Source organism: Vibrio quintilis, from assembly GCF_024529975.1.
Taxonomy (GTDB): Bacteria; Pseudomonadota; Gammaproteobacteria; order Enterobacterales; family Vibrionaceae; genus Vibrio; species Vibrio quintilis.
This window is the reverse complement of sequence record NZ_AP024897.1, coordinates 554367-575060: the sequence shown is the minus strand read 5'-3', so window position 1 is coordinate 575060 and position 20694 is coordinate 554367. Positions and strand designations below refer to the sequence as shown.

Annotated in this window: 19 protein-coding genes and 9 tRNA genes; 20 read left to right on the top strand and 8 right to left on the bottom strand. The window is 44.1% G+C overall.

Annotated elements, in window-relative coordinates; translation table 11 throughout:
* The first annotated feature begins 67 nt into the window (after positions 1–67).
* From OC443_RS02795 to OC443_RS02755, 9 genes are all read left to right on the top strand, one after another.
* Positions 68–143 (top strand) — tRNA-Phe (locus OC443_RS02795).
* A 13-nt stretch (positions 144–156) separates the two neighbouring features.
* A tRNA-Thr gene (locus OC443_RS02790) sits at positions 157–232 on the top strand.
* A gap of 16 nt (positions 233–248) precedes the next feature.
* Positions 249–324 (top strand) — tRNA-Asn (locus OC443_RS02785).
* A 397-nt stretch (positions 325–721) separates the two neighbouring features.
* Positions 722–797: transfer RNA gene (locus tag OC443_RS02780), tRNA-Phe, on the top strand.
* 13 nt (positions 798–810) lie between these two features.
* Positions 811–886 (top strand) — tRNA-Thr (locus tag OC443_RS02775).
* Between the two features lie 22 nt (positions 887–908).
* Positions 909–984: transfer RNA gene (locus OC443_RS02770), tRNA-Asn, on the top strand.
* Between the two features lie 14 nt (positions 985–998).
* Positions 999–1074 (top strand) — tRNA-Thr (locus tag OC443_RS02765).
* Between the two features lies 1 nt (position 1075).
* Positions 1076–1151, top strand: a tRNA-Phe gene (locus tag OC443_RS02760).
* 15 nt (positions 1152–1166) lie between these two features.
* Positions 1167–1242: transfer RNA gene (locus OC443_RS02755), tRNA-Asn, on the top strand.
* A 110-nt stretch (positions 1243–1352) separates the two neighbouring features.
* Here the strand turns inward: OC443_RS02755 and djlA are convergent.
* Positions 1353–2210 carry a co-chaperone DjlA gene (gene djlA / locus OC443_RS02750; protein WP_073580831.1) on the bottom strand — a complete coding sequence of 286 codons (858 nt, stop codon included), beginning with the start codon at positions 2208–2210 and terminating at the stop codon, positions 1353–1355.
* Between the two features lie 146 nt (positions 2211–2356).
* Here djlA and lptD point away from each other — a divergent pair, with 146 nt between their 5' ends.
* The 6 genes from lptD to OC443_RS02720 are packed head-to-tail and all read left to right on the top strand — an operon-like array spanning position 2357 to position 9060.
* Positions 2357–4678, top strand: coding sequence for an LPS assembly protein LptD (gene lptD / locus OC443_RS02745; RefSeq protein ID WP_073580829.1), 2322 nt, complete (start codon positions 2357–2359; stop codon positions 4676–4678).
* A gap of 29 nt (positions 4679–4707) precedes the next feature.
* Positions 4708–5988, top strand: a complete 1281-nt coding sequence (surA, locus tag OC443_RS02740; RefSeq protein ID WP_073580827.1) for a peptidylprolyl isomerase SurA — start codon at positions 4708–4710, stop codon at positions 5986–5988.
* Positions 5988–6977 carry a 4-hydroxythreonine-4-phosphate dehydrogenase PdxA gene (gene pdxA / locus OC443_RS02735; RefSeq protein WP_073580825.1) on the top strand — a complete coding sequence of 330 codons (990 nt, stop codon included), beginning with the start codon at positions 5988–5990 and terminating at the stop codon, positions 6975–6977. Before surA ends, pdxA begins: the two co-directional genes overlap by 1 nt.
* A gap of 12 nt (positions 6978–6989) precedes the next feature.
* On the top strand, positions 6990–7796 hold the full coding sequence (rsmA, locus tag OC443_RS02730; protein WP_073580973.1) for a 16S rRNA (adenine(1518)-N(6)/adenine(1519)-N(6))-dimethyltransferase RsmA: 807 nt from the start codon (positions 6990–6992) through the stop codon (positions 7794–7796).
* A gap of 55 nt (positions 7797–7851) precedes the next feature.
* A complete protein-coding gene (apaG, locus tag OC443_RS02725; protein WP_073580823.1) occupies positions 7852–8232 on the top strand; it encodes a Co2+/Mg2+ efflux protein ApaG in 381 nt (126 codons plus the stop codon).
* A gap of 18 nt (positions 8233–8250) precedes the next feature.
* Positions 8251–9060 (top strand): symmetrical bis(5'-nucleosyl)-tetraphosphatase, encoded by an 810-nt coding sequence (locus OC443_RS02720; protein ID WP_073580821.1) that lies wholly within the window; start codon positions 8251–8253, stop codon positions 9058–9060.
* 57 nt (positions 9061–9117) lie between these two features.
* On the opposite strand, the gene folA is transcribed toward OC443_RS02720, so the two are convergent.
* From folA to rplU, 6 genes are all read right to left on the bottom strand, one after another.
* Positions 9118–9600 (bottom strand): type 3 dihydrofolate reductase, encoded by a 483-nt coding sequence (gene folA / locus OC443_RS02715; protein ID WP_073580819.1) that lies wholly within the window; start codon positions 9598–9600, stop codon positions 9118–9120.
* Positions 9601–9665: 65 nt separating this feature from the next.
* Positions 9666–10139, bottom strand: coding sequence for a threonine/serine exporter family protein (locus tag OC443_RS02710; RefSeq protein ID WP_200796903.1), 474 nt, complete (start codon positions 10137–10139; stop codon positions 9666–9668).
* Complete coding sequence (locus OC443_RS02705) at positions 10136–10900, bottom strand: threonine/serine exporter family protein (RefSeq protein WP_073580815.1); 765 nt, start codon at positions 10898–10900, stop codon at positions 10136–10138. The genes OC443_RS02710 and OC443_RS02705 overlap by 4 nt, the downstream gene beginning before the upstream one ends.
* Before the next feature lie 170 nt (positions 10901–11070).
* Positions 11071–12246, bottom strand: a complete 1176-nt coding sequence (cgtA, locus tag OC443_RS02700) for an Obg family GTPase CgtA (protein WP_073580813.1) — start codon at positions 12244–12246, stop codon at positions 11071–11073.
* A gap of 236 nt (positions 12247–12482) precedes the next feature.
* Positions 12483–12740, bottom strand: a complete 258-nt coding sequence (rpmA, locus tag OC443_RS02695) for a 50S ribosomal protein L27 (RefSeq protein WP_014205843.1) — start codon at positions 12738–12740, stop codon at positions 12483–12485.
* Positions 12741–12760: 20 nt separating this feature from the next.
* Positions 12761–13072 (bottom strand): 50S ribosomal protein L21, encoded by a 312-nt coding sequence (rplU, locus tag OC443_RS02690; protein WP_073580811.1) that lies wholly within the window; start codon positions 13070–13072, stop codon positions 12761–12763.
* A 282-nt stretch (positions 13073–13354) separates the two neighbouring features.
* Here rplU and ispB point away from each other — a divergent pair, with 282 nt between their 5' ends.
* A complete protein-coding gene (ispB, locus tag OC443_RS02685) occupies positions 13355–14326 on the top strand; it encodes an octaprenyl diphosphate synthase (protein ID WP_073580809.1) in 972 nt (323 codons plus the stop codon).
* 75 nt (positions 14327–14401) lie between these two features.
* On the opposite strand, the gene mdh is transcribed toward ispB, so the two are convergent.
* On the bottom strand, positions 14402–15334 hold the full coding sequence (gene mdh / locus OC443_RS02680; protein ID WP_073580807.1) for a malate dehydrogenase: 933 nt from the start codon (positions 15332–15334) through the stop codon (positions 14402–14404).
* Between the two features lie 316 nt (positions 15335–15650).
* Between mdh and argR the strand changes: the two genes are divergently transcribed.
* The 4 genes from argR to OC443_RS02660 all read left to right on the top strand — a co-directional run bounded on the left by argR (position 15651) and on the right by OC443_RS02660 (position 20670).
* Positions 15651–16121 carry a transcriptional regulator ArgR gene (gene argR / locus OC443_RS02675; protein WP_073580805.1) on the top strand — a complete coding sequence of 157 codons (471 nt, stop codon included), beginning with the start codon at positions 15651–15653 and terminating at the stop codon, positions 16119–16121.
* Between the two features lie 337 nt (positions 16122–16458).
* Positions 16459–17430, top strand: a complete 972-nt coding sequence (locus OC443_RS02670; protein WP_073580803.1) for a TAXI family TRAP transporter solute-binding subunit — start codon at positions 16459–16461, stop codon at positions 17428–17430.
* A gap of 157 nt (positions 17431–17587) precedes the next feature.
* A complete protein-coding gene (locus OC443_RS02665; protein WP_073580801.1) occupies positions 17588–20155 on the top strand; it encodes a TRAP transporter permease in 2568 nt (855 codons plus the stop codon).
* 74 nt (positions 20156–20229) lie between these two features.
* A complete protein-coding gene (locus OC443_RS02660; RefSeq protein ID WP_073580799.1) occupies positions 20230–20670 on the top strand; it encodes a universal stress protein in 441 nt (146 codons plus the stop codon).
* Positions 20671–20694: the final 24 nt, after the last annotated feature.

Sequence of the window (20694 nt, the reverse complement as noted above, 5' to 3'; positions counted from 1 at the left end):
ATTTTTGCATAATTTTGAAAAAACAGGTTGACGCGGATGATAAAAATCAGTTTAATAGCGCTCCATTGCCCGGATAGCTCAGTCGGTAGAGCAGAGGATTGAAAATCCTCGTGTCGGTGGTTCGATTCCGCCTCCGGGCACCACGAATTTTCGTGTGCCGACTTAGCTCAGTAGGTAGAGCAACTGACTTGTAATCAGTAGGTCGCCAGTTCGACTCCGGCAGTCGGCACCATTTATTGAAGATTTGTTCCCCCTTAGTTCAGTTGGTAGAACGGCGGACTGTTAATCCGTATGTCGCAGGTTCGAGTCCCGCAGGGGGAGCCACTTTCAGAAAAGCTACAGCATCTGCTGTAGCTTTTTTTGTTTCAGACAGCACAGAACTTAACCTTTGAATCTCTCCTTTTGTGTTTTCATCTCCGGAATAATTCTCCATGACGTAATTGCGCTCAGTTTTCCACATCACGGCGCCACTGAATCTCAATATACCCAAACAATCTGAAGATGCAGGGTTCAGGTTGCTTGGGTATATAATTCAAAACAATTTCAGGAAAAATCCCCGGAAAAGTGAAGTGAAAAAACGAATCTTACTCCCTTTTTTACTATCAGTTTTTAACTAAAATGCGGATAAACAGAGCATTGAGTACATAAAAGCAACAAACGATACTTTTTTTGCATTTTATTGTTGACGTCATCAAAGAAAAACTTTTTAATACCCCCCGTTGCCCGGATAGCTCAGTCGGTAGAGCAGAGGATTGAAAATCCTCGTGTCGGTGGTTCGATTCCGCCTCCGGGCACCACGAATTTTCGTGTGCCGACTTAGCTCAGTAGGTAGAGCAACTGACTTGTAATCAGTAGGTCGCCAGTTCGATTCCGGCAGTCGGCACCATTTATTTTATTGAAAAATTTGTTCCCCCTTAGTTCAGTTGGTAGAACGGCGGACTGTTAATCCGTATGTCGCAGGTTCGAGTCCCGCAGGGGGAGCCACTATTTGTATGTGTGCCGACTTAGCTCAGTAGGTAGAGCAACTGACTTGTAATCAGTAGGTCGCCAGTTCGACTCCGGCAGTCGGCACCATGCCTCGATAGCTCAGTCGGTAGAGCAGAGGATTGAAAATCCTCGTGTCGGTGGTTCGATTCCGCCTCGAGGCACCATTATTGAAAATTTGTTCCCCCTTAGTTCAGTTGGTAGAACGGCGGACTGTTAATCCGTATGTCGCAGGTTCGAGTCCCGCAGGGGGAGCCACTTTTAAAAAACACAGCTTATCGCTGTGTTTTTTTTCGTCCGTATAAAGAAAAACCCGGACATACCGGGTTTTTGCTATCAGTTAATCTTTTTGGCAATGAGCATTTGAGCTATTTGAAACCTTTCACTTTTTTGATCAAATCATAAGCTTGCTGTATCTCCTGAGACTTTTCTTTAGCCACGGTCATCATCTCAGGTGGCAACCCTTTTGCCATAAGTTTATCGGGATGGTGCTCGTTCATCAGTTTACGGTAAGCTTTTTTAACCACACCAGCTTCTGCATCTTTATCCACACCTAACAGCTTGTATGCATCATCAAGGCGATCTGCCGTTTGCTGTTCCTGATAAGCCGATCCTGCGCCTTCCTGATATCCCCCACCCCCGCCAAACCGGGCATTTCTTTGAAAACGGAATGCAGCTTCCTGCATCCTTAAACGTCGTTCAAGGTATTCAGAAGAGAAACCCAACCCTCTGGCTATCTTGTGTAACAGGTTTCTTTCTATCGGATGCAGGTCACCATCAGCAAACGCAGCTGAGATTTGTAATTCAAGAAAAAACTGCAACAGATCATGACGACGTCCTGTAGCCTGAACAACCTGCTCCAGCGTGTCTTCCAGAGGGAAATCCGGTGATTTACCATCCCGGAAAGCATTTTGTGCAGCCGTCTTTTGTGCTTCCGTGAGATTCATTCTTTCCATCATTAAAGTGGCTAAATGAATCTCTTCTTTTGTGACTTTCCCCTTTGCCTTCGCCACGTGTCCCATCACAGAAAAAGCAGCTTTAAAGAACTGTTCCTGACGAGCTTGCTGAGCCTCTCCGGATGAAAATGATGATGAAGAAAAAGGAGAATTATGTAATCCCCGGGCCTTATCGAACTGATGCCCTAAGAAAAGCCCGATGAGCGCCCCAATCGGTCCGCCAAACAATAACCCAAAGAAAACTCCCAAAATTTTGCCAAAAATATACATTTACCCATCTCAATCTATGAATTTTTTATAAGTTTCGCAGTCTACTAGTGCTGTATGATTCAATTTCCATTATATTAAAGACATTTATAGTTCAACTGATGCTGATCATTCCGAATCAACTCAATTCAACAGGATAGTACAACTTGATGTCAGATTTTCCTCGTTCGTTACTGGCTGCTTCGATCAGTGCAGCGCTTTTTATACCATACAGCTACGCGGATTCAATTCCGGAAAAGAATAAAAGCCAGCCACTGGTTACAGAGCAATGTCATGTCGACTCTTCAGCGGCTCCTGACAACTTAAACCAGCCTATCAATGTCGAAGCAGATAAGCTAGAGGCAATTAATGGCGATAAAGCGACTTATTCCGGAAATGTTGTGGTCACACAAGGCAATAAACGGATGTCCGCTGAAAAGGTAACACTCCATCAGAAGGAAAACGTCGTTGTTGCTCAGGGAAATGTCAACTTCACCGACGGCGAGCTACAAACCGTATCAGATAAAGCGACCAATAATCTGAGCACTGACGAAGTGACTCTGGAAAACACGCATTATCAGTTTCTGTGCAAACCAGGCCGGGGAGATGCCGTCTATGTTGCCCGAACCGGAAAAGCGCTATATAAAATTGAAGATGGCTCGATTACCTCATGTCCTGAAAATGATAATTCCTGGCAATTAAAAGCATCCAGCATTTATATCGACCAAAATGAAGAAGAAGCGACGTTTTACAATCCCCGGATGGAGATTCAGGGCGTTCCGTTCTTTTATTTGCCGGTACTGACAGTACCAATCGGAGATACCCGCAAAACCGGTTTTCTTTACCCGACGTTCAGCTTCGGCTCTCAAAACGGGTTCGAACTAACGCTTCCGGTTTACTGGAATCTGGCACCGAATTATGACCTGCAGACAGATTTCAAACATATGGAGAAAAGGGGAACACAGCTTAACAGCAGGTTCCGCTATCTGACTGACTGGGGAAGTGGCGCGATTGATTATGAATACATGCCGGAAGACAAACAAAATCTGGAAGAAGGTGAGCGCTGGGGTCTGAACCTGTTTCATTCAGGCATTTATCACAAGGCCTGGCAATTCTCGCTGAACTATTCAAAGGTCAGTGATATTGATTATTTCTCTGATATTGAATCAACAATCGGTAGTCGTCAGGATGGTCAACTGGTACAGGAAGCCCAACTCAGTTATCGTTCTCAAAATTGGGACTTATCCTTACTGACCCGTGATTTTCAGATCCTGACAACAAGTGGTAATCAGCCTTATCAACTGATGCCACAGCTCGCTTTCAACTATTACGCACCAGCGATTATGCGTTATCTGGATTTCGACCTGAAAAGCCATATTTCCCGCTTTGATACCGATGCCACAACACAGCCGTCTGCCACAAGGGTTCACATTGAGCCGGGTTTCAAAATTCCGGTAGGTGCTACCTGGGGAAACTGGACCACGGAAGCCCGTCTGCTTTCCACTTATTATCAGCAGGATTTGAAGGATACAACCTCGGATGATTATGAAAAAACCGTGTCCCGGACTATTCCTGAATTCCGTTCTCACATGGGGCTGGTACTGGAAAGAGACTCACGATTACTGAATGGTTATACACAGACCTTAGAACCACAGATTCAATATCTGTACGTACCGAAAGAAGATCAGTCATCAATTGCACGTTATGACACAACCCTGCTCCAAACGGATTATTACGGACTGTTCCGTAGCCGGCGATACAGTGGCGTTGATTATATCGCTCCGGCAAACCAAATCAGTTATGGTGCTACCTCACGTTTCTTTGATGATGAATACAAAGAGCGTCTGAATATTGCATTCGGACAGATTTTTTATCTTGATAAAAGCCTGAAAGAGAAATATGCCAGCAGCGAGGATGGTGATAACTCCAACTATTCAGCCTGGGCTGTGGAGATGGACTTTAACTATGGTGATTACCTCTTCTATCACGGCGGCATCCAGTACGATGTGGATACCTCAAATATCCAGGTTGCAAACAGCACCTTAGAATATCGTCGGCCGAAAGGATTTATCCAGACCAATTACCGGTATGTGGCAAAAGAATATATTGTTGATACAGTTGGTGATACGCTCAATGTCGATGCTTTGACAAAAGATGGTATTTCACAGCTCGGAGTCGTGACCCAATATTCAATCAACAAAAACTGGAATACTAAAGCTCTGTATTATTATGATTTAACGACCGATCAATCAATCGAATGGCAGGCTAATTTAACCTATATCTCAGACTGCTGGTATATCGGGTTTACTTATAGACGGGAACTGGATGAGTGGAACCCCGGATTCTCGCAATACCCGGATGCATCTGCAGTCTATGACAATAACTTTAGTGTAAATGTCGGTATTGTCGGCTTCGGTACGAACATGGGCACCCGATCCAGATATGGTTCGGATTCTCTTGGCTACGGCCGCCCGTTTTTCCTTAATAATTAAAAACTGACCCGGAAAGAGTAGGATTTTTGATGAAATTTTGGCAACACTTCCTGATTACAATAATCAGCTTAATCAGCCTGAATATTAACGCCGCTCCGGTTGAGCTGGATCGAACGGCGATGATCGTCAATGATGGCACGATCTTGTCCAGTGATATCGATACAGAACTCAGACTCATTAAGCTCAATGCAAAACAGAAAAAACAACCCTTACCGAAAGAGGATGCTTTACGGGAGCAGGTCATCGATAAACTGATCCTGGATACTTTACAGGTGCAGGAAGCCAACCGTATCGGTATCAAAATTGATGATGACCGCCTGAATAAAGCGATACAGGGGATTGCAAAAGATCATAAGCAGACACTGAAACAGCTGCAGGCTTCTGTTGAAAAAGCGGGGATTCCCTATGCTGTTTTCAGAGAAAAAATACGCACTGAGATTAAAATTTCAGAGGCCAGAAATGCTTTCGTCAGACGACGTATCAACATTCAGCCGGCAGAGGTTGAGTCACTCGCAAATATTCTGACCAAACAGAGTGATACGACGGTTCAATATAAAATCAGCCATATTCAGTTGCGGGTTGAAAATGATGAAGACAAAGCAAAACAAAAAGCCCTTGCTGATCAAATCGTCCGAAAGCTGAAAAAAGGTGCTAATTTCAGCAAACAGGCGATCACTTACTCCAAAGGACCAAAAGCCTTACAGGGAGGAAGCTGGGGATGGATGCGCAAAGAAGAAATGCCGACCATTTTTGCAGACCAGATTAAACTGCAGAAAAAAGGCTCAATTATCGGCCCGTTCAGAAGCGGTATCGGCTTCCACATTCTGAAGATTGATGATGTAAAAGGGCTGGAAACTTTATCTGTCACTGAAATCAATGCCCGGCATATTCTGATTAAGCCTTCTATCATTCTGAGTGATGAAGGGGCCAAAAAAGAGCTGGAAGGTTTCATTCAGCAAATTAAGTCAGGGAAAGCCACATTCGGAGAACTGGCAGAACAATATAGTCAGGATCCTGGTTCAGCTGTTCAGAAAGGGGAACTGGGTTATCACGCTCCTGAAATATTCGTTCCTGAATTTAAACATCAGATAGAAACTTTACCCGTCGGTAAAATCAGTCAGCCATTTAAAACAGTTCATGGATGGCATATTGTTGAAGTGCTTGGCCGCAGACAGGTAGATAAAACCGATGCTGCGATGAAAAACAAAGCCTATAACATATTGTTTAACCGTAAATTTAACGAAGAATCAAGTGCCTGGTTGCAAGAATTAAAAGCAGGCGCATATATCGAGAATCTGGAGAAAAACTGATGGAAACCAGACGTATCGTTGTCACTGCCGGTGAGCCGGCAGGAATCGGACCCGATTTAGTCTTAGCCCTTTCTCAGAAAGACTGGAACCATCAGCTTGTTATTTGCGCTGATAAGCATTTACTGCAACAAAGAGCAACTCAACTTGGAATTAAAGTTCAGATAAACAACTATCAGCCAGGAAGCGCTCCGGTGGCACAAACCGCAGGCTCGCTGCTCGTCAAACATATTCCTGTTGCCGAGCCGGTGATTACCGGCCAGCTCAATGAACAGAATGCACAGTATGTACTCAGTACACTGGAACATGCATGCCTGGGCTGTATGAGCGGTGAATTTGATGCCGTTGTTACCGGACCGGTACATAAAGGCGTGATTAACCGGAGCGGTGTGCCTTTCAGTGGCCATACCGAATTTTTTGCTGAGAAATCAGGAACACCCCTGGTTGTCATGATGCTTGCGACGGAAGGACTGAGAGTTGCTTTGGCAACAACACATCTGCCGCTTTCAGAAGTATCAGGAGCAGTAACAAAGTCTCATTTGCAATCAATTATTCGCATATTGCACCAGGATCTTAAGCTGAAGTTTGCCCTTGCGGAACCTCATATTTATGTATGTGGACTCAATCCGCATGCAGGTGAAGATGGCTGCCTGGGACGTGAAGAAATCGATACTATTACGCCAGCACTTGATGAACTGCGTCATCAGGAAGGGATGAAGCTGACAGGTCCGCTGCCGGCGGACACGATTTTTAATGAAAAATACATGAAGCAGGCTGACACCATTCTCGGAATGTATCATGATCAGGTTCTGCCTGTACTAAAATTTAAAGGATTTGGTCATTCTGTAAATATTACACTTGGCCTGCCGTTTATCAGAACGTCCGTTGATCATGGCACAGCATTAGATCTGGCTGGATCTGGCAATGCTGATACCGGCAGTTTTAAAACGGCTTTACAATATGCCATAGATTTAGTCGATAAAAGTAAGTAACTCAATATTATGATGAAAAATGATGTCCATCAGGGACATAAAGCACGAAAGCGTTTTGGTCAGAACTTTCTCAATGATCCTTATGTCATTGACGGAATTGTCTCTGCGATTAATCCAAGACCAGGACAAAATTTAGTTGAAATCGGTCCGGGTCTTGGCGCATTGACTGAACCTGTGGGTCGTGAAACGGATAAGTTACATGTTGTGGAGCTGGATCGGGATTTAGCTGAGCGCCTGCGACATCACCCTGAGTTGAAAGATAAGCTGACAATTCATGAAGCAGACGCTTTAAAATTCAACTTTCAGGAGCTGGCAACCCCGAATAATAAACTTCGGATTTTTGGTAACTTACCATACAACATTTCTACACCACTCATGTTTCATCTGTTTGAGTTTCGCAACGACGTGCATGACATGCACTTTATGCTGCAAAAAGAGGTAGTAAACAGGTTATCAGCCGGGCCGGGTACAAAGGCTTATGGCCGTTTGACCGTAATGGCTCAGTACTTTTGTAAAGTCATTCCGGTACTCGAAGTACCGCCAACGGCATTTGTACCACCACCAAAAGTTGATTCAGCCGTTGTCCGGCTTGTCCCTCATCAGGAACTTCCTTATCCGGCAAACGATTTAAAATGGCTTGATCGGGTTTGTCGTGAAGGCTTTAACCAACGGCGGAAAACCGTCAGAAATTGTTATAAATCACTGGTTGATGATTCCGTTTTTGAAGCACTGGGCATCAATCCAATGAGTCGTCCGGAAAACCTGACGCTTGAGCAATTTGTTGCTTTAGCAAACTGGCTCGATGAAAACCACAATTAAGCAGAGATATAAAGTGGGCTAAGCCCACTTTTTTGTTTCTCTTCAGGAGGTCAATATGGCGGTTTCTTCCCCTTGTGTTAAAGTCCAGGTTCATACCAGATACATTCCTGAACAGTCGGTTCCAGAAGAAAACCGATATGTATTTGCATATATCATCACAATCAGAAATCTCAGTTCTCAGACAGTACAGTTGATCAGTCGCCGGTGGTTAATCACTGATGCAAACGGGAAACAGATCACCGTCGAAGGAGAAGGTGTCGTTGGTGTTCAGCCAGAAATTGAAGCCAGTGATGAATACACTTACACCAGTGGTACAGTGATTGAAACCCCCGTCGGCGTGATGCAGGGCCAATACATGATGCTGGATAGCGAGGGAAAAGAATTCAGTACAGAGATAGACCCATTCCGTCTCGCGATGCCGCACATTTTAAATTAATACAAGGAGAGAATCAGCTTGAGTAATTACATCGTCGGTGATATCCAGGGCTGCTTTGATGAATTACAGTCTTTGCTGACTACGGTTAGGTTTGATCCGGAAAGGGATACGCTCTGGCTGGCCGGAGACTTAGTCGCAAGAGGCCCTAAGTCTCTGGAAACCCTCAGGTATATTAAGAATCTCGGCTCATCTGCTAAAACGGTATTAGGCAATCACGACTTACATTTACTTGCCGTTGGTCTGGGGATTCATCCGGTAAAAAAGAAAGATAAAACGGCTCCCATCTATCAGGCAGAAGATAAAAATGAACTGTTTGAATGGCTCAGACGACAGCCCTTAATGCAGGAACATCCCGGATTTATTCTATGTCATGCTGGCATATCACCACAATGGGATCTTGAAACTGCCCGTCATTGTGCAAGAGAAATTGAATCCATATTATCAGGTCAAAACTGGGCGTGGTTGATTGAGCATATGTATGAAAACAATCCGGCACTATGGAATGAATCTTTATCCGGAATTCATCGTTACAGGTATATTATTAATGCCTTTACCCGGATGCGTTTCTGCCACCCGGATTCATCCTTAGACATGCAATGTAAACTGCCTCCGGCTGAGGTTGAGCCGACCAAATTAACTCCCTGGTTTGAGCTCCCTGACAGAAAAACACTTGGTAAAAAAATCATTTTTGGTCACTGGGCTGCACTGGAAGGATGTATCAAAAACGATGTCATTGGGTTGGATACCGGCTGTGTTTGGGGAGGCACACTGACAATGCTTCGCTGGGAAGATCAAAAGCTCTTCAGTCAACCGGCTTTGCAACATTAATCTTCATGGATAACCAGCAACCTGAGCAGAAAACTCAGGTTTGCCCGGCCTGTATGATTACTCTTTAACCTGAATCGTAAAGGACATATCATAGGCATTCCTGGCATCTTTGGTATATTCCTGCCGGTATGTTTCTGCCCAACCATCTCCGGTTTCAGGAAAGACGGTATCTCCTTCAATGTCGGCATGAATATAAGTCAGATATAATTTGGATGCCTGACTGAGAGCCATGCGATACAAGCTGCCTCCACCGATGATCATTACTTCTTCCTGATCCTGCACCAAAGAGAATGCCTGCTCCAGAGAATCTGTGACTTCAATGCCGTCCGAAACAAAACCAGCATTACGGGAAATGACAATATTTCGTCTCCCCGGCAACGGACGCCCAATCGACTCAAAGGTCTTTCTTCCCATGATGACAGGCTTGCCCATTGTACACTCTTTAAACCAGGCAAAATCTGCTGGTAAATGCCATGGCATCTGATTTTCTTTACCTATTACCCGGTTATTCGCCATTGCTGCAATCATACTGACAATCATATGATTCACCTTTCAATCAGAGAAATAAACAATGTATTCTATACAGAACGCTGGTGAACACAACCTTACACAACCGGTTTTCGCCGGTAAAACAGCAGTCCCGGAACAGCCAGACCAACTGCCAGACCAGCAATAATGAACATCGCTTTTAAAAAGTTTTCCATGAGCATAGAAAACAGCTCCGGAGAAAAGCCAACATGATTAATTTCTACCATGGCAATCATGGCACGATAAGTAAACACCCCCGGAACCATTGGAATCAGAGCTGCAACAGTAAAAACTTTCGGGTGCGCCAGAAAACGATGGGACCAGTGGACACCAATCGTACCGACAAGCGTTGCGGCAAAAAAAGTGCCCCACTCGATTGGCATGCCAAAGTGCATCAGCAAGAACCGGCAGCCGTGTCCGATCGCACCACCCAGCGCACAATACTTTAAAGCCGGCGCTGGCACATTAAAAACCAGGGCAAATCCAACCGCAGGAATTGCAGCAAAGAACATATCGTTCAGCAGTCCTGAAAATAAATCAAATATACTTATGTCCATGCGCCAACTCCGGTGACAAACATTGCAGCAATAATTCCCAAACAGGTAGATAAAGTAAGCAAAGTCGCAATAAGGAACCTCGCGATACCAGTATTTGCATAACCTTTCAACATATCAGCGACTGAATTAATCAGAGGAAAACCGGGAACAAGCATCAGTACGGAGCAAGCCATCACCAAAGAAGGTTTATTTCCCCATTCATAAAGCACAGCTTGCGCCGAAATAATCGAAGTCACGAAAGCCGTCACGGCAAAATTCAGCAGAGGATTAAAGTGGCGGTGCCCGATTTCCTGTCTGACGATCATTCCGGCAGCCGAAGAGATAAACGTGGCCAGAAAGATTATCCAGTCTCCCCCGGCTAAATGGCTGAACGCACCGCAGGATAATCCAATCATGCCAACAACTATCCAGCGGTTATATCGTTCAGGTTCAATTTTATTCAGTTTCTGCTGCGCAAAAATGTAATCAATAATGCCTTTTTCCATCATGATACAGAGACGTTGAATATGTGTAACAACCTTCATATTAATACCGCGATCCTGGCAACGCCTTGCGGTCGTAATACAGTGCTCATCAAATACGGTTGTAACAACAAGTGAGTTTGCTGTTAAAGCAACCTCGACCTCATTCATACCACTTGCAACACCCATACGACGCATAATATCAGCGACAAGTGTACTTTCAGCCCCGTGGGCTAATAACATCTGACCGGCTTGTGCAATCAAACGAGATACAGCTCTCTGTTTCGATGTCATGATTCCTTTCCTAACAACTATAATTTTCATCATCAAATATATACTCAAACAACCTGAAGATGCAGGTTGTTTGGGTATAGAGTTTGCCTGACAAACATGTAACTAAAAATGATTTAGACAAAAAAAACCGCAATAAACAATTGCGGCTATTATATGAAATTTTTAAATAATTATTCACGGGTATAAATGACATGTCCGTCATCTTCTTCATCGTCCCAGTCGTCATCCCAGTCATCATCTTCGGTAATCACATGATCACTGTTGATTGTTGCCTGATGATAATCATCCCACATGAAATCAACTTTATCTTCTTCATCTGCTGACTGAGTCTCTTCTTTAGGAAGACTATCCATAAATTCTGAGAGCTTCATGCACAATGCTTTCGTGCCTTTCTTATTGATTGCAGCTATCTGATAATATTCACCGTCCCAGGATAAAGCATCAAGAACCCGTTGAATAACTGCTTCTGCCTCTTCTTCCGGCAACAAATCAACTTTATTGAAAACCAGCCAACGAGGTTTATCTGCCAGCTTATCGCTGTACTGAAGTAATTCATCCACAATAATTTTTGCATTTTCGGCAGGATCACTTTGATCAACCGGTAACAGATCGATCATATGTAATAATACCCGGCAACGCTCCAGATGCTTCAGGAAGCGAATACCAAGACCAGCACCATCTGAAGCTCCCTCAATCAAACCGGGAATATCTGCCACAACAAAGCTTTTCTCAGGAAGAACACTGACAACTCCCAGACTGGGAATTAAAGTAGTGAATGGGTAATCCGCAACTTTAGGTTTAGCAGCAGAAACAGCACGGATAAAAGTCGACTTACCTGCATTCGGTAACCCAAGCATACCCACATCAGCAAGCAGCAATAATTCGAGTCGCAGCTCCCGGACTTCTCCCTTTGTACCCAGAGTTTTCTGACGCGGTGCCCGGTTAACCGAAGACTTAAAACGGGTATTCCCCAAGCCATGATATCCGCCTTTGGCGACCATCAGTTTCTTTCCGTGCTCTGCAACTTCCCCGACGATTTCATTGGTATGAATATCAACTGCTCTGGTTCCGACAGGTACCCGCAGAATAATATCTTTTCCGCGTTTCCCGGTACAGTTACCGCCACGCCCATTCTCACCACGTTCAGCCGCATAAAATCTTTGAAAGCGATAATCGATGAGTGTATTCAGATTTTCATCCGCAAGAATGTAAACGTCACCACCGTCTCCGCCATCTCCGCCATCAGGACCACCTTTAGCGACAAACTTTTCCCGCCAAAAGCTAACAACACCATTACCACCGTCCCCGGCATCAACTTTGATTACAGCTTCATCAACGAATTTCATCTTCTACTCCGAACCGTCGCATTGTAACTTCAACATAAGGCTACACCTGAAATTCTAGCATCCGTAAATCAGATATTCTGAATTTCATTTTATGCATATTTATACCCAGACGATCTGAGCAACAAATCGTCTGGGTATAAATATAAAGGGTTTTTATCACATGAATGTTCTGAATCAGATAAATAAAAAACCCTACCATGAATGGCAGGGCTTTTAAATTCAATCAGAAAGTCAGCTTATTCAGCTTCGATACTAACGAATTTACGGTTTTTAGGACCTTTAACTTCAAATTTTACTTTGCCATCAGACAGAGCAAACAAAGTGTGATCTTTACCGATACCTACGTTAGTTCCGGCATGGAACTTAGTACCACGTTGACGAACGATGATGTTCCCTGCAAGAACAGACTCACCGCCAAAACGTTTAACACCAAGGCGTTTACTTTCAGAATCGCGGCCGTTACGAGTAGAACCACCAGCTTTTTTGTGTGCCATTGATAAACTCTCCTACTAAATTAAGCGTTGATGCCAGTAATTTTCACTTCAGTGAACCACTGACGGTGACCTTGCTGCTTACGAGAGTGCTTACGACGACGGAACTTAACGATTTTAACTTTATCGCCACGACCGTGTTGTACGACTTCAGCAGTCACTTTACCACCCTCAACCAGAGGGGCACCAACTTTAATGTCTTCGCCATTGGCAACAAGCAGAACTTTATCAAACTCAACCGTTGCACCAGTTTCAACGTCTAACTTTTCTAAACGAAGTGTTTGACCTTCGCTTACACGGTGTTGTTTACCACCAGATTGGAAAACAGCGTACATTATTTTACTCCGCTCTTTCCGCACAGCCATATACGTGATTGATCAAAATGATCAGGCAGTCAGGGTGTGCGCTAAACTAATCATCAATAGGGCGCAAATTCTACGCGAACGGACTCTTCATGACAAGCCATATTTTGAAAAATTTGGCGAAAATTGTATCAACGGATAAAAGTCCCCAGAGCAACGCATTCTAGCATGTATTTATTTGCGTTTTTTAGTGTATTATTCGTAGATTCCAAAGGATGTATTACCTCAAAAAATCTAACCTCAGCCGGATTAACAATGGATTTTAAGACTATCCAAGCATTAACTGCCAGTGATATGGCAAAAGTGAACGAAATAATAGTTGCTCAATTAAATTCTGATGTATCGCTAATCAATCAGCTTGGTTTCTACATTATCGGAAATGGTGGGAAGCGATTACGCCCTCTTCTTTCAATACTTTCAGCAAAAGCTTTGAATTATCAGGGAGAATCCCATACAGCAGCTGCTGCATTTATTGAATTCATTCATACAGCAACATTGCTCCATGATGACGTCGTAGATGAGTCAGATATGCGCCGGGGTAAAGCAACGGCGAATATCACATTTGGCAATGCAGCCAGTGTGCTCGTCGGAGACTACATCTATACCCGATCTTTCCAGATGATGACTCAGTTAGGATCTTTAAAGATCCTTGATCTGATGAGTAGTGCTGTAAATGTCATTGCAGAAGGTGAAGTTCAGCAATTGATGAACTGCAATGATCCGGATACAACCGAAGAAAACTATATGCAGGTGATTTACTCTAAGACTGCCCGGCTTTTTGAGGCTGCGGCACAAATTGGAGCCATTCTTGCGGACTCATCAGACGAAACAGAAGCGGCATTTCGTAATTACGGAAAGTATCTCGGGACTGCTTTTCAATTGATTGATGATGTGATGGATTACACCTCTGATGGCGATGATATGGGAAAAAATGTCGGAGATGATCTTGCCGAAGGCAAGCCAACATTGCCTCTCATTTATGCAATGAGGCATGGCTCTGAAAGTCAGGCTAGCATTATCCGGAAAGCTATAGAAACAGGTAACGGTATGTCTCACCTGGAGGAAATCATGCTGGCCATGAATGAAACCGGGGCATTTGACTACACCCGCCGAAAAGCTGAGGAAGAAGCGAATAAAGCGATTGAAGCTTTGAAGATCATCCCTGAAAACGATTATAAAGAGGCACTCATTGCTCTGGCTGATATTGCCGTCCACAGAACAAGTTAGAAGAGATACAAAAAGAGCTGACACATTCGGGCCAGCTCTTTATTCGTTCAGGTCATCACTTCTATACAGAGACCATCAGACGAAGTCAACTCCTGTCTGAATGTCGTCTCTGAGTACACTAAGCATGTCATCCAACGCCTGTTTTTCAAACTGACTCAGTTCACCAAAACTCAGTACTTCTTCTACACCATGTTTACCTAATCTGACAGGTTGTGCAAAGAATGGAGCCAGCTCACTATCACTATCTATATATGCACATTCGATCACATCAGGCTGTCCCTGAAGCGCCTTAACCAGAGAAAGTCCGAAACGACAGGCTGCCTGCCCCATAGATAAAGTCGCACTGCCGCCGCCAGCTTTCGCTTCAACCACTTCAGTACCGGCATTCTGAATACGATGCGTTAAAGCAGGGATTTCTTCATCAGTAAATTCAACCCCCTCAACCTGAGAGAGTAAAGGCAATATAGTCACCCCTGAGTGTCCGCCAATCACCGGTACATGAACAGAATGAGGATCTTTTCCTTTCAATTCAGCAACAAAAGTTTCTGAACGGATCACATCCAGTGTCGTCACTCCGAACAACTTTCTCTTGTCGTATACACCTGCTTTTTTGAGTACTTCTGCGGCAATAGGCACAGTCGTATTCACCGGATTTGTAATAATTCCGATACAGGCTTGCGGACAAACAACCGCAATTCTCTCAGCAAGAGACTTCACAATACCGGCATTAACATTAAAAAGATCAGCTCGATCCATTCCGGGCTTACGGGCAACCCCTGCTGAAATCAATACGATATCTGCACCCTCTAATGCCGGAGTGGGATCTTCACCGGAATAGCCATTGATCGAGACCGGAGTTGGTATATGGCTTAAATCTTTTGCAACTCCAGGTGTCACTGGCGCAATATCATACAGAGCAAGATCAGAGCCAGATGGTAAGTGGTTCTTCAGTAATAAAGCAAGGGCCTGACCAATGCCCCCTGCTGCACCTATGACTGCTACTTTCATTTCATTTCTCCTTGGAGTTTTCCTCTCTAAATATTTTTGTAGGGCGATCGATATGCAATCAATTAACAATTATAGCAATTAAGCCATAATTACAATGTAGAGACGCCAGCTTTGCGAAGTGGCGCAACAACTCAACAACATGTGATCTGGACTATTAATATTAGTCGTAATTTTCTTTTTTATAGAATTACTTATCGTGACAGTCTCTTTATGTTAACAAAGTATTAACACGATGCAATTTTTAAATACCTTTGAGCAATATCAATACCTATGAGAAAATAGGTCGTTTCAGAGGTAGGGGTAATCAAAACTAATTATGAAAAATATTGATAAACAAGAGCATTTAATCCGTTCGTTTAAGGCATTGCTCAGAGAAGAACGATTTGGTTCACAAAGTGATATTGTGGATGCACTGAAATCTGAAGGATTTGAAAATATCAATCAGTCGAAAGTATCCAGAATGCTGACGAAATTCGGGGCGGTCAGAACCAGAAATGCCAAGATGGAAATGGTCTATTGTTTACCGGCAGAACTGGGGGTTCCAACAGTTTCCAGTCCACTCAGAGAGCTGGTATTAGACATTGACTATAATAAGGCACTCGTTGTCATTCATACTGGTCCCGGAGCAGCACAACTGATCGCGAGATTGCTTGATTCACTGGGGAAATCCGAAGGAATTCTGGGCGTTGTTGCCGGCGATGATACGATTTTTATCACACCAACACTCCAAATATCTACAGAACAATTATTTCAGTCTATTTCTGAACTTTTTAACTATTCAGGTTGATAATATCAGAATAATATTCCATTCAATAATTTATCATGTTTATGACATATTCGTGATAACACTCACAGAATTACAAGATTCATTATGTTTAGAACATTGGCTTTTAACTTATTGATTCAAAAGCCAATTCAAAACTTATTGTGATTCTGTCATGACTATTCTTTGCATTTCGAACTGCTATTTTTAGCAACAAATTTTTATTTGCCAGCCAAAATTTTGGTATTATTCGCCCACTTTTTTCAGATCTCATATGAAAAAGTTGCCGTTTCTCAATGAGGACACGCTTATCAGAACACTGGTATCTGATAAGACAAAATAACGAAAGGAAGGGAAATTTATGGCATTTAATAAAATCATGAAATTAGGTGTAATCACCGCTTCAGCACTGGGTGTTTGTTCAGTGGTAAACGCTCAGGAATTCATCACGATTGGTACAGGTTCTGTCACTGGTGTCTATTACCCGACAGGTGGTGCAATATGTAAACTGGTAAATAAGAACCGTAAAAATCATCATATCCGTTGTTCTGTCGAATCAACAGGTGGTTCAATCTACAACGTGAATACCATTCGCTCTGGTGAGCTTGATTTTGGAGTCGTCCAGTCAGACTGGCAGTATCACGGCTACAATGGCACCAATCAGTTCAAAGCTCAGGGACCGTTTAAGAAACTCCGTGCGATGTTCTCTCTTCATACTGAACCCTTCAACGTCATTGCACGCTCGGATGCAAACATCAACAGTATCAAAGACTTAAAAGGAAAAAGAGTTAATATCGGTAATCCGGGTTCCGGTGACCGGGCAACCATGCAGGTTGTGATGGATGCACTGGGATGGAATATTGATAGCTTTAAGCTGGCATCAGAATTAAAAGGTTCTGAACGTTCACAAGCTCTGTGTGACAACAAAATTGATGCTTTCATCTACATGGTTGGCCATCCAAACGGTTCAATCAAAGAAGCGACAACATCCTGTGATGCAAAATTAGTTCCGGTAACCGGTCCTGAAATCGATCAAATTGTTACAAAAAACCCATACTATGCGTACACAAATGTACCGGCTGGGATGTATCGCGGCACAGATAAAGACGTGAAAAGTTTTGGAGTTGCCGCAACTTTAGTCACCAGCTCAGATGTTCCTGATAAAGTGGCTTATAACGTTGCAAAAGCTGTCTTTGAAAACTTCAACACCTTTAAACGACTCCATCCGGCATTTGCCCATCTAAAAAAAGAAGATATGGTTAAAGCGGGAATTTCCATCCCACTCCATCCCGGAGCCGTCAAATACTACAAAGAAATTGGCTTGTTGAAGTAATCACCTCCGCTAATCTGATAGTTAGTCATAAGGAGGCTGGTCAGCCTCCTTATTTCATTCTGGTATGGATACGATAAATATCCTGATACCACTTCTGGCTTTGCATTCTTAAAGTCGTTTTTTAGTTAACCAAACGATTCAAATAAGGATAAAAAACATGACTCAAGCTCAATCTCCGTCTCAAGATGTGCAGGATATGGTTGCACAATCAGATACAGGAGCACGTAATCCCAAAGGGCTTGCAGGGCGGTTACTGTGGGTAATTCCTGTTTGCTGGTCCTTGTTTCAATTATGGTACGCATCACCACTACCATTTATTTTTGATTTCGGGGTGCTCAATGACACCCAGGCCCGCTCTATTCACTTAATGTTCGCCATTTTTCTGGCATTTACTGCTTATCCGGCGATGAAAAACTCGCCGCGGGATCATATCCCCTTAACCGACTGGCTCCTTGCGCTGGCCGGTGGTTTTTCTGCGGCATATATCTATCTGTTTTATCATGAACTGGCAGGTCGTTCTGGTGCGCCAACAACAATGGATATTGTTGTTGCAGTCACCGGCATGATCTTATTACTAGAAGCAACGCGGCGGGCTTTGGGCCCTCCCTTGATGCTTGTTGCTGCAGTCTTTCTGGCCTATACATTTGGCGGCCCTTACATGCCGGAAGTGATTGCCCATAAAGGGGCAAGTCTGAATAAGGCCATGTCACACCTGTGGCTGACGACGGAAGGCGTATTCGGCGTTGCGCTCGGCGTATCAACCTCATTTGTATTTCTGTTCGTTCTTTTTGGTGCCATGCTGGAAAGGGCAGGAGCCGGTGCTTATTTTATCCGGGTCGCCTTTTCACTTCTGGGACATATGCGGGGCGGACCGGCAAAAGCTGCCGTTGTAGCTTCCGGTTTGTCAGGTTTGGTCTCCGGCTCATCCATTGCTAATGTTGTCACGACAGGCACATTTACAATTCCGCTGATGAAACGGGTTGGCTTTCCCGGAACGAAAGCAGGTGCAGTCGAAGTTGCAGCTTCGACCAACGGCCAGCTTACTCCGCCAATCATGGGCGCAGCCGCATTTTTGATGGTTGAGTATGTTGGTATTTCCTATGTTGAAGTCATTAAAGCGGCTTTATTACCAGCCCTGATTTCTTACATTGCGTTGATCTATATTGTCCACCTGGAAGCCTGCAAAGCCGGTATGACAGGCCTTCCCAGAAAAAGAACCTCAACATTGTTGCAAGGTCTGACCTCATTCATGGGGACGATTTCAGGATTATGCATCTTAAGTACTGCTGTTTACTACGGTATCGGCTGGACAAAAGACGTCTTTGGAGAAGCTGCCACCCCAATACTGACAGTTATTTTATTACTGGCCTATATCGGCTTAGTTAAAATTTCATCGGGTTATGCAGATCAAAATACCGATCTCGAACAGGATATCAGTGAAATTCCTGATCCCGGCCCGACAGTCAAATCAGGCTTACATTTTCTGCTGCCAATCGTAGTCTTGGTCTGGTGTCTGACGGTCGAGCGCTTCTCTCCGGGGCTTTCAGCTTTCTGGGCAACAGTATTTATGATTTTCATTTTACTGACGCAAAGACCACTGATGGCACTGATGACAAAGTCAGGTGATGTGTCTCAACAAGTGAAAGCCGGTGTGAACGATCTGTTTGAAAGCCTGGCTTCCGGAGCACGGAATATGATCGGAATTGGTGTGGCAACAGCTGCAGCAGGAACCGTTGTGGGTGTCGTGACCCTGACGGGTATTGGTCTGGTCATGACCGATTTTGTTGAATTCATTTCCGGCGGCAGCGTCATTATGATGCTGGTTTTCACCGCGGTTATCAGTCTGGTTTTGGGGATGGGATTGCCGACCACAGCAAACTATATTGTCGTTTCAACCCTGATGGCTCCGGTCATCGTCACACTCGGCGCACAACATGGTTTGATCATTCCGCTGATTGCAGTTCATCTGTTTGTCTTCTATTTCGGTATTCTGGCCGATGATACGCCGCCGGTCGGGCTGGCAGCTTTTGCTGCCGCAGCGATCGCAAAATCGGATCCGATACGAACCGGTATTCAGGGCTTTACCTACGATATCCGTACCGCCATATTGCCGTTTATGTTTGTGTTCAATACCCAACTGCTGCTGATGGGCATCGATACATGGTGGCATCTGATGCTGACGATACTCTCAGCAATTACGGCAATGTTGCTTTTCTCTGCAGCAACTCAGGGCTGGTGGTTTACGAAAAATAAGTGGTGGGAAACAGGTCTGCTCCTGCTGTTAACATTTACCTTCTTCCGGCCGGGATTCTGGTGGGATATGGTTTATCCGGCAAAAGAGTTCTATCCGGGAACAGCGATCAGCGAACATGTCATGGATCTTCATACCGGTGAAAAACTGTCACTCATTGTCTCAGGTGAAACGCTGGATGGTGATCAGGTCACAAAAACTGTTCAGCTACCTTTTGATCAGGATGCAAAAACCGCAGCTGAGAGAATTCAATCCATGGGGCTGACCCTGGCCGCCAAAGATAATGGCATGTATGTCGATATGATTGAATTTGGCAGTCCGGCAGAATCCGCTGGCATCGATTTTGACTGGGAGATCCAGTCCATCATTAAAAAATCAGCCCGGCCAATGAAAGAGTGGGTATTTGTACCGGCAATATTCATCACACTACTTTTGGGATGGAACCAGAAACGACGGGAAAAACAACCAAAATAGCGTGTCTAATCAATGTGCCCGGCAAATAGTCGGGCCTATAATGATAATGAATTATTGCTAGTGAGGTCATATAAATGTACAAACACATTCTTGTACCTGTTGATTTAAATGAGAAAGGCTTTGCAGATAAAGCCGTCGAAATGGCCGTCTGGCACGCCCGGCAAGCTCATGCCGAAATTCATTTGCTCAATGTTTTGCCCGGTATCCATATGTCCATGGTTTCGACATACTTCCCTAAAGATGCAGCAAAACAGATGAAAGCCGATGTGAAAGCGCAGCTGAAATCTTTTGCTGATACCCATATTGATGATGACATTGTCTACCATCTTCATATTGCAGAAGGGAAGCCATATGTCACAATTTTAGATTATGCAGAAAAGCTGGGAACAGACCTGATTATTATGCCAAGCCATAAACGATCAAAAATTGATAAGGTCGTGTTAGGCTCTGTCGCCAGCAAAGTGGTACAAAACTCGCCCATTCATGTCCTGGTTGTCAAACCTCAGGAAAAATAATCCGGGAAGTCTCTGCTTCTGCGC

Bases quoted from the DNA above. Each gene is read 5' to 3' on its own strand.
- djlA (WP_073580831.1), bottom strand. From the start codon at position 2,210: ATGTATATTTTTGGCAAAATTTTGGGAGTTTTCTTTGGGTTATTGTTT.
- lptD (WP_073580829.1), top strand. From the start codon at position 2,357: ATGTCAGATTTTCCTCGTTCGTTACTGGCTGCTTCGATCAGTGCAGCG.
- surA (WP_073580827.1), top strand. From the start codon at position 4,708: ATGAAATTTTGGCAACACTTCCTGATTACAATAATCAGCTTAATCAGC.
- pdxA (WP_073580825.1), top strand. From the start codon at position 5,988: ATGGAAACCAGACGTATCGTTGTCACTGCCGGTGAGCCGGCAGGAATC.
- rsmA (WP_073580973.1), top strand. From the start codon at position 6,990: ATGAAAAATGATGTCCATCAGGGACATAAAGCACGAAAGCGTTTTGGT.
- apaG (WP_073580823.1), top strand. From the start codon at position 7,852: ATGGCGGTTTCTTCCCCTTGTGTTAAAGTCCAGGTTCATACCAGATAC.
- folA (WP_073580819.1), bottom strand. From the start codon at position 9,600: ATGATTGTCAGTATGATTGCAGCAATGGCGAATAACCGGGTAATAGGT.
- OC443_RS02705 (WP_073580815.1), bottom strand. From the start codon at position 10,900: ATGACATCGAAACAGAGAGCTGTATCTCGTTTGATTGCACAAGCCGGT.
- cgtA (WP_073580813.1), bottom strand. From the start codon at position 12,246: ATGAAATTCGTTGATGAAGCTGTAATCAAAGTTGATGCCGGGGACGGT.
- rpmA (WP_014205843.1), bottom strand. From the start codon at position 12,740: ATGGCACACAAAAAAGCTGGTGGTTCTACTCGTAACGGCCGCGATTCT.
- rplU (WP_073580811.1), bottom strand. From the start codon at position 13,072: ATGTACGCTGTTTTCCAATCTGGTGGTAAACAACACCGTGTAAGCGAA.
- ispB (WP_073580809.1), top strand. From the start codon at position 13,355: ATGGATTTTAAGACTATCCAAGCATTAACTGCCAGTGATATGGCAAAA.
- mdh (WP_073580807.1), bottom strand. From the start codon at position 15,334: ATGAAAGTAGCAGTCATAGGTGCAGCAGGGGGCATTGGTCAGGCCCTT.
- argR (WP_073580805.1), top strand. From the start codon at position 15,651: ATGAAAAATATTGATAAACAAGAGCATTTAATCCGTTCGTTTAAGGCA.
- OC443_RS02670 (WP_073580803.1), top strand. From the start codon at position 16,459: ATGGCATTTAATAAAATCATGAAATTAGGTGTAATCACCGCTTCAGCA.
- OC443_RS02665 (WP_073580801.1), top strand. From the start codon at position 17,588: ATGACTCAAGCTCAATCTCCGTCTCAAGATGTGCAGGATATGGTTGCA.
- OC443_RS02660 (WP_073580799.1), top strand. From the start codon at position 20,230: ATGTACAAACACATTCTTGTACCTGTTGATTTAAATGAGAAAGGCTTT.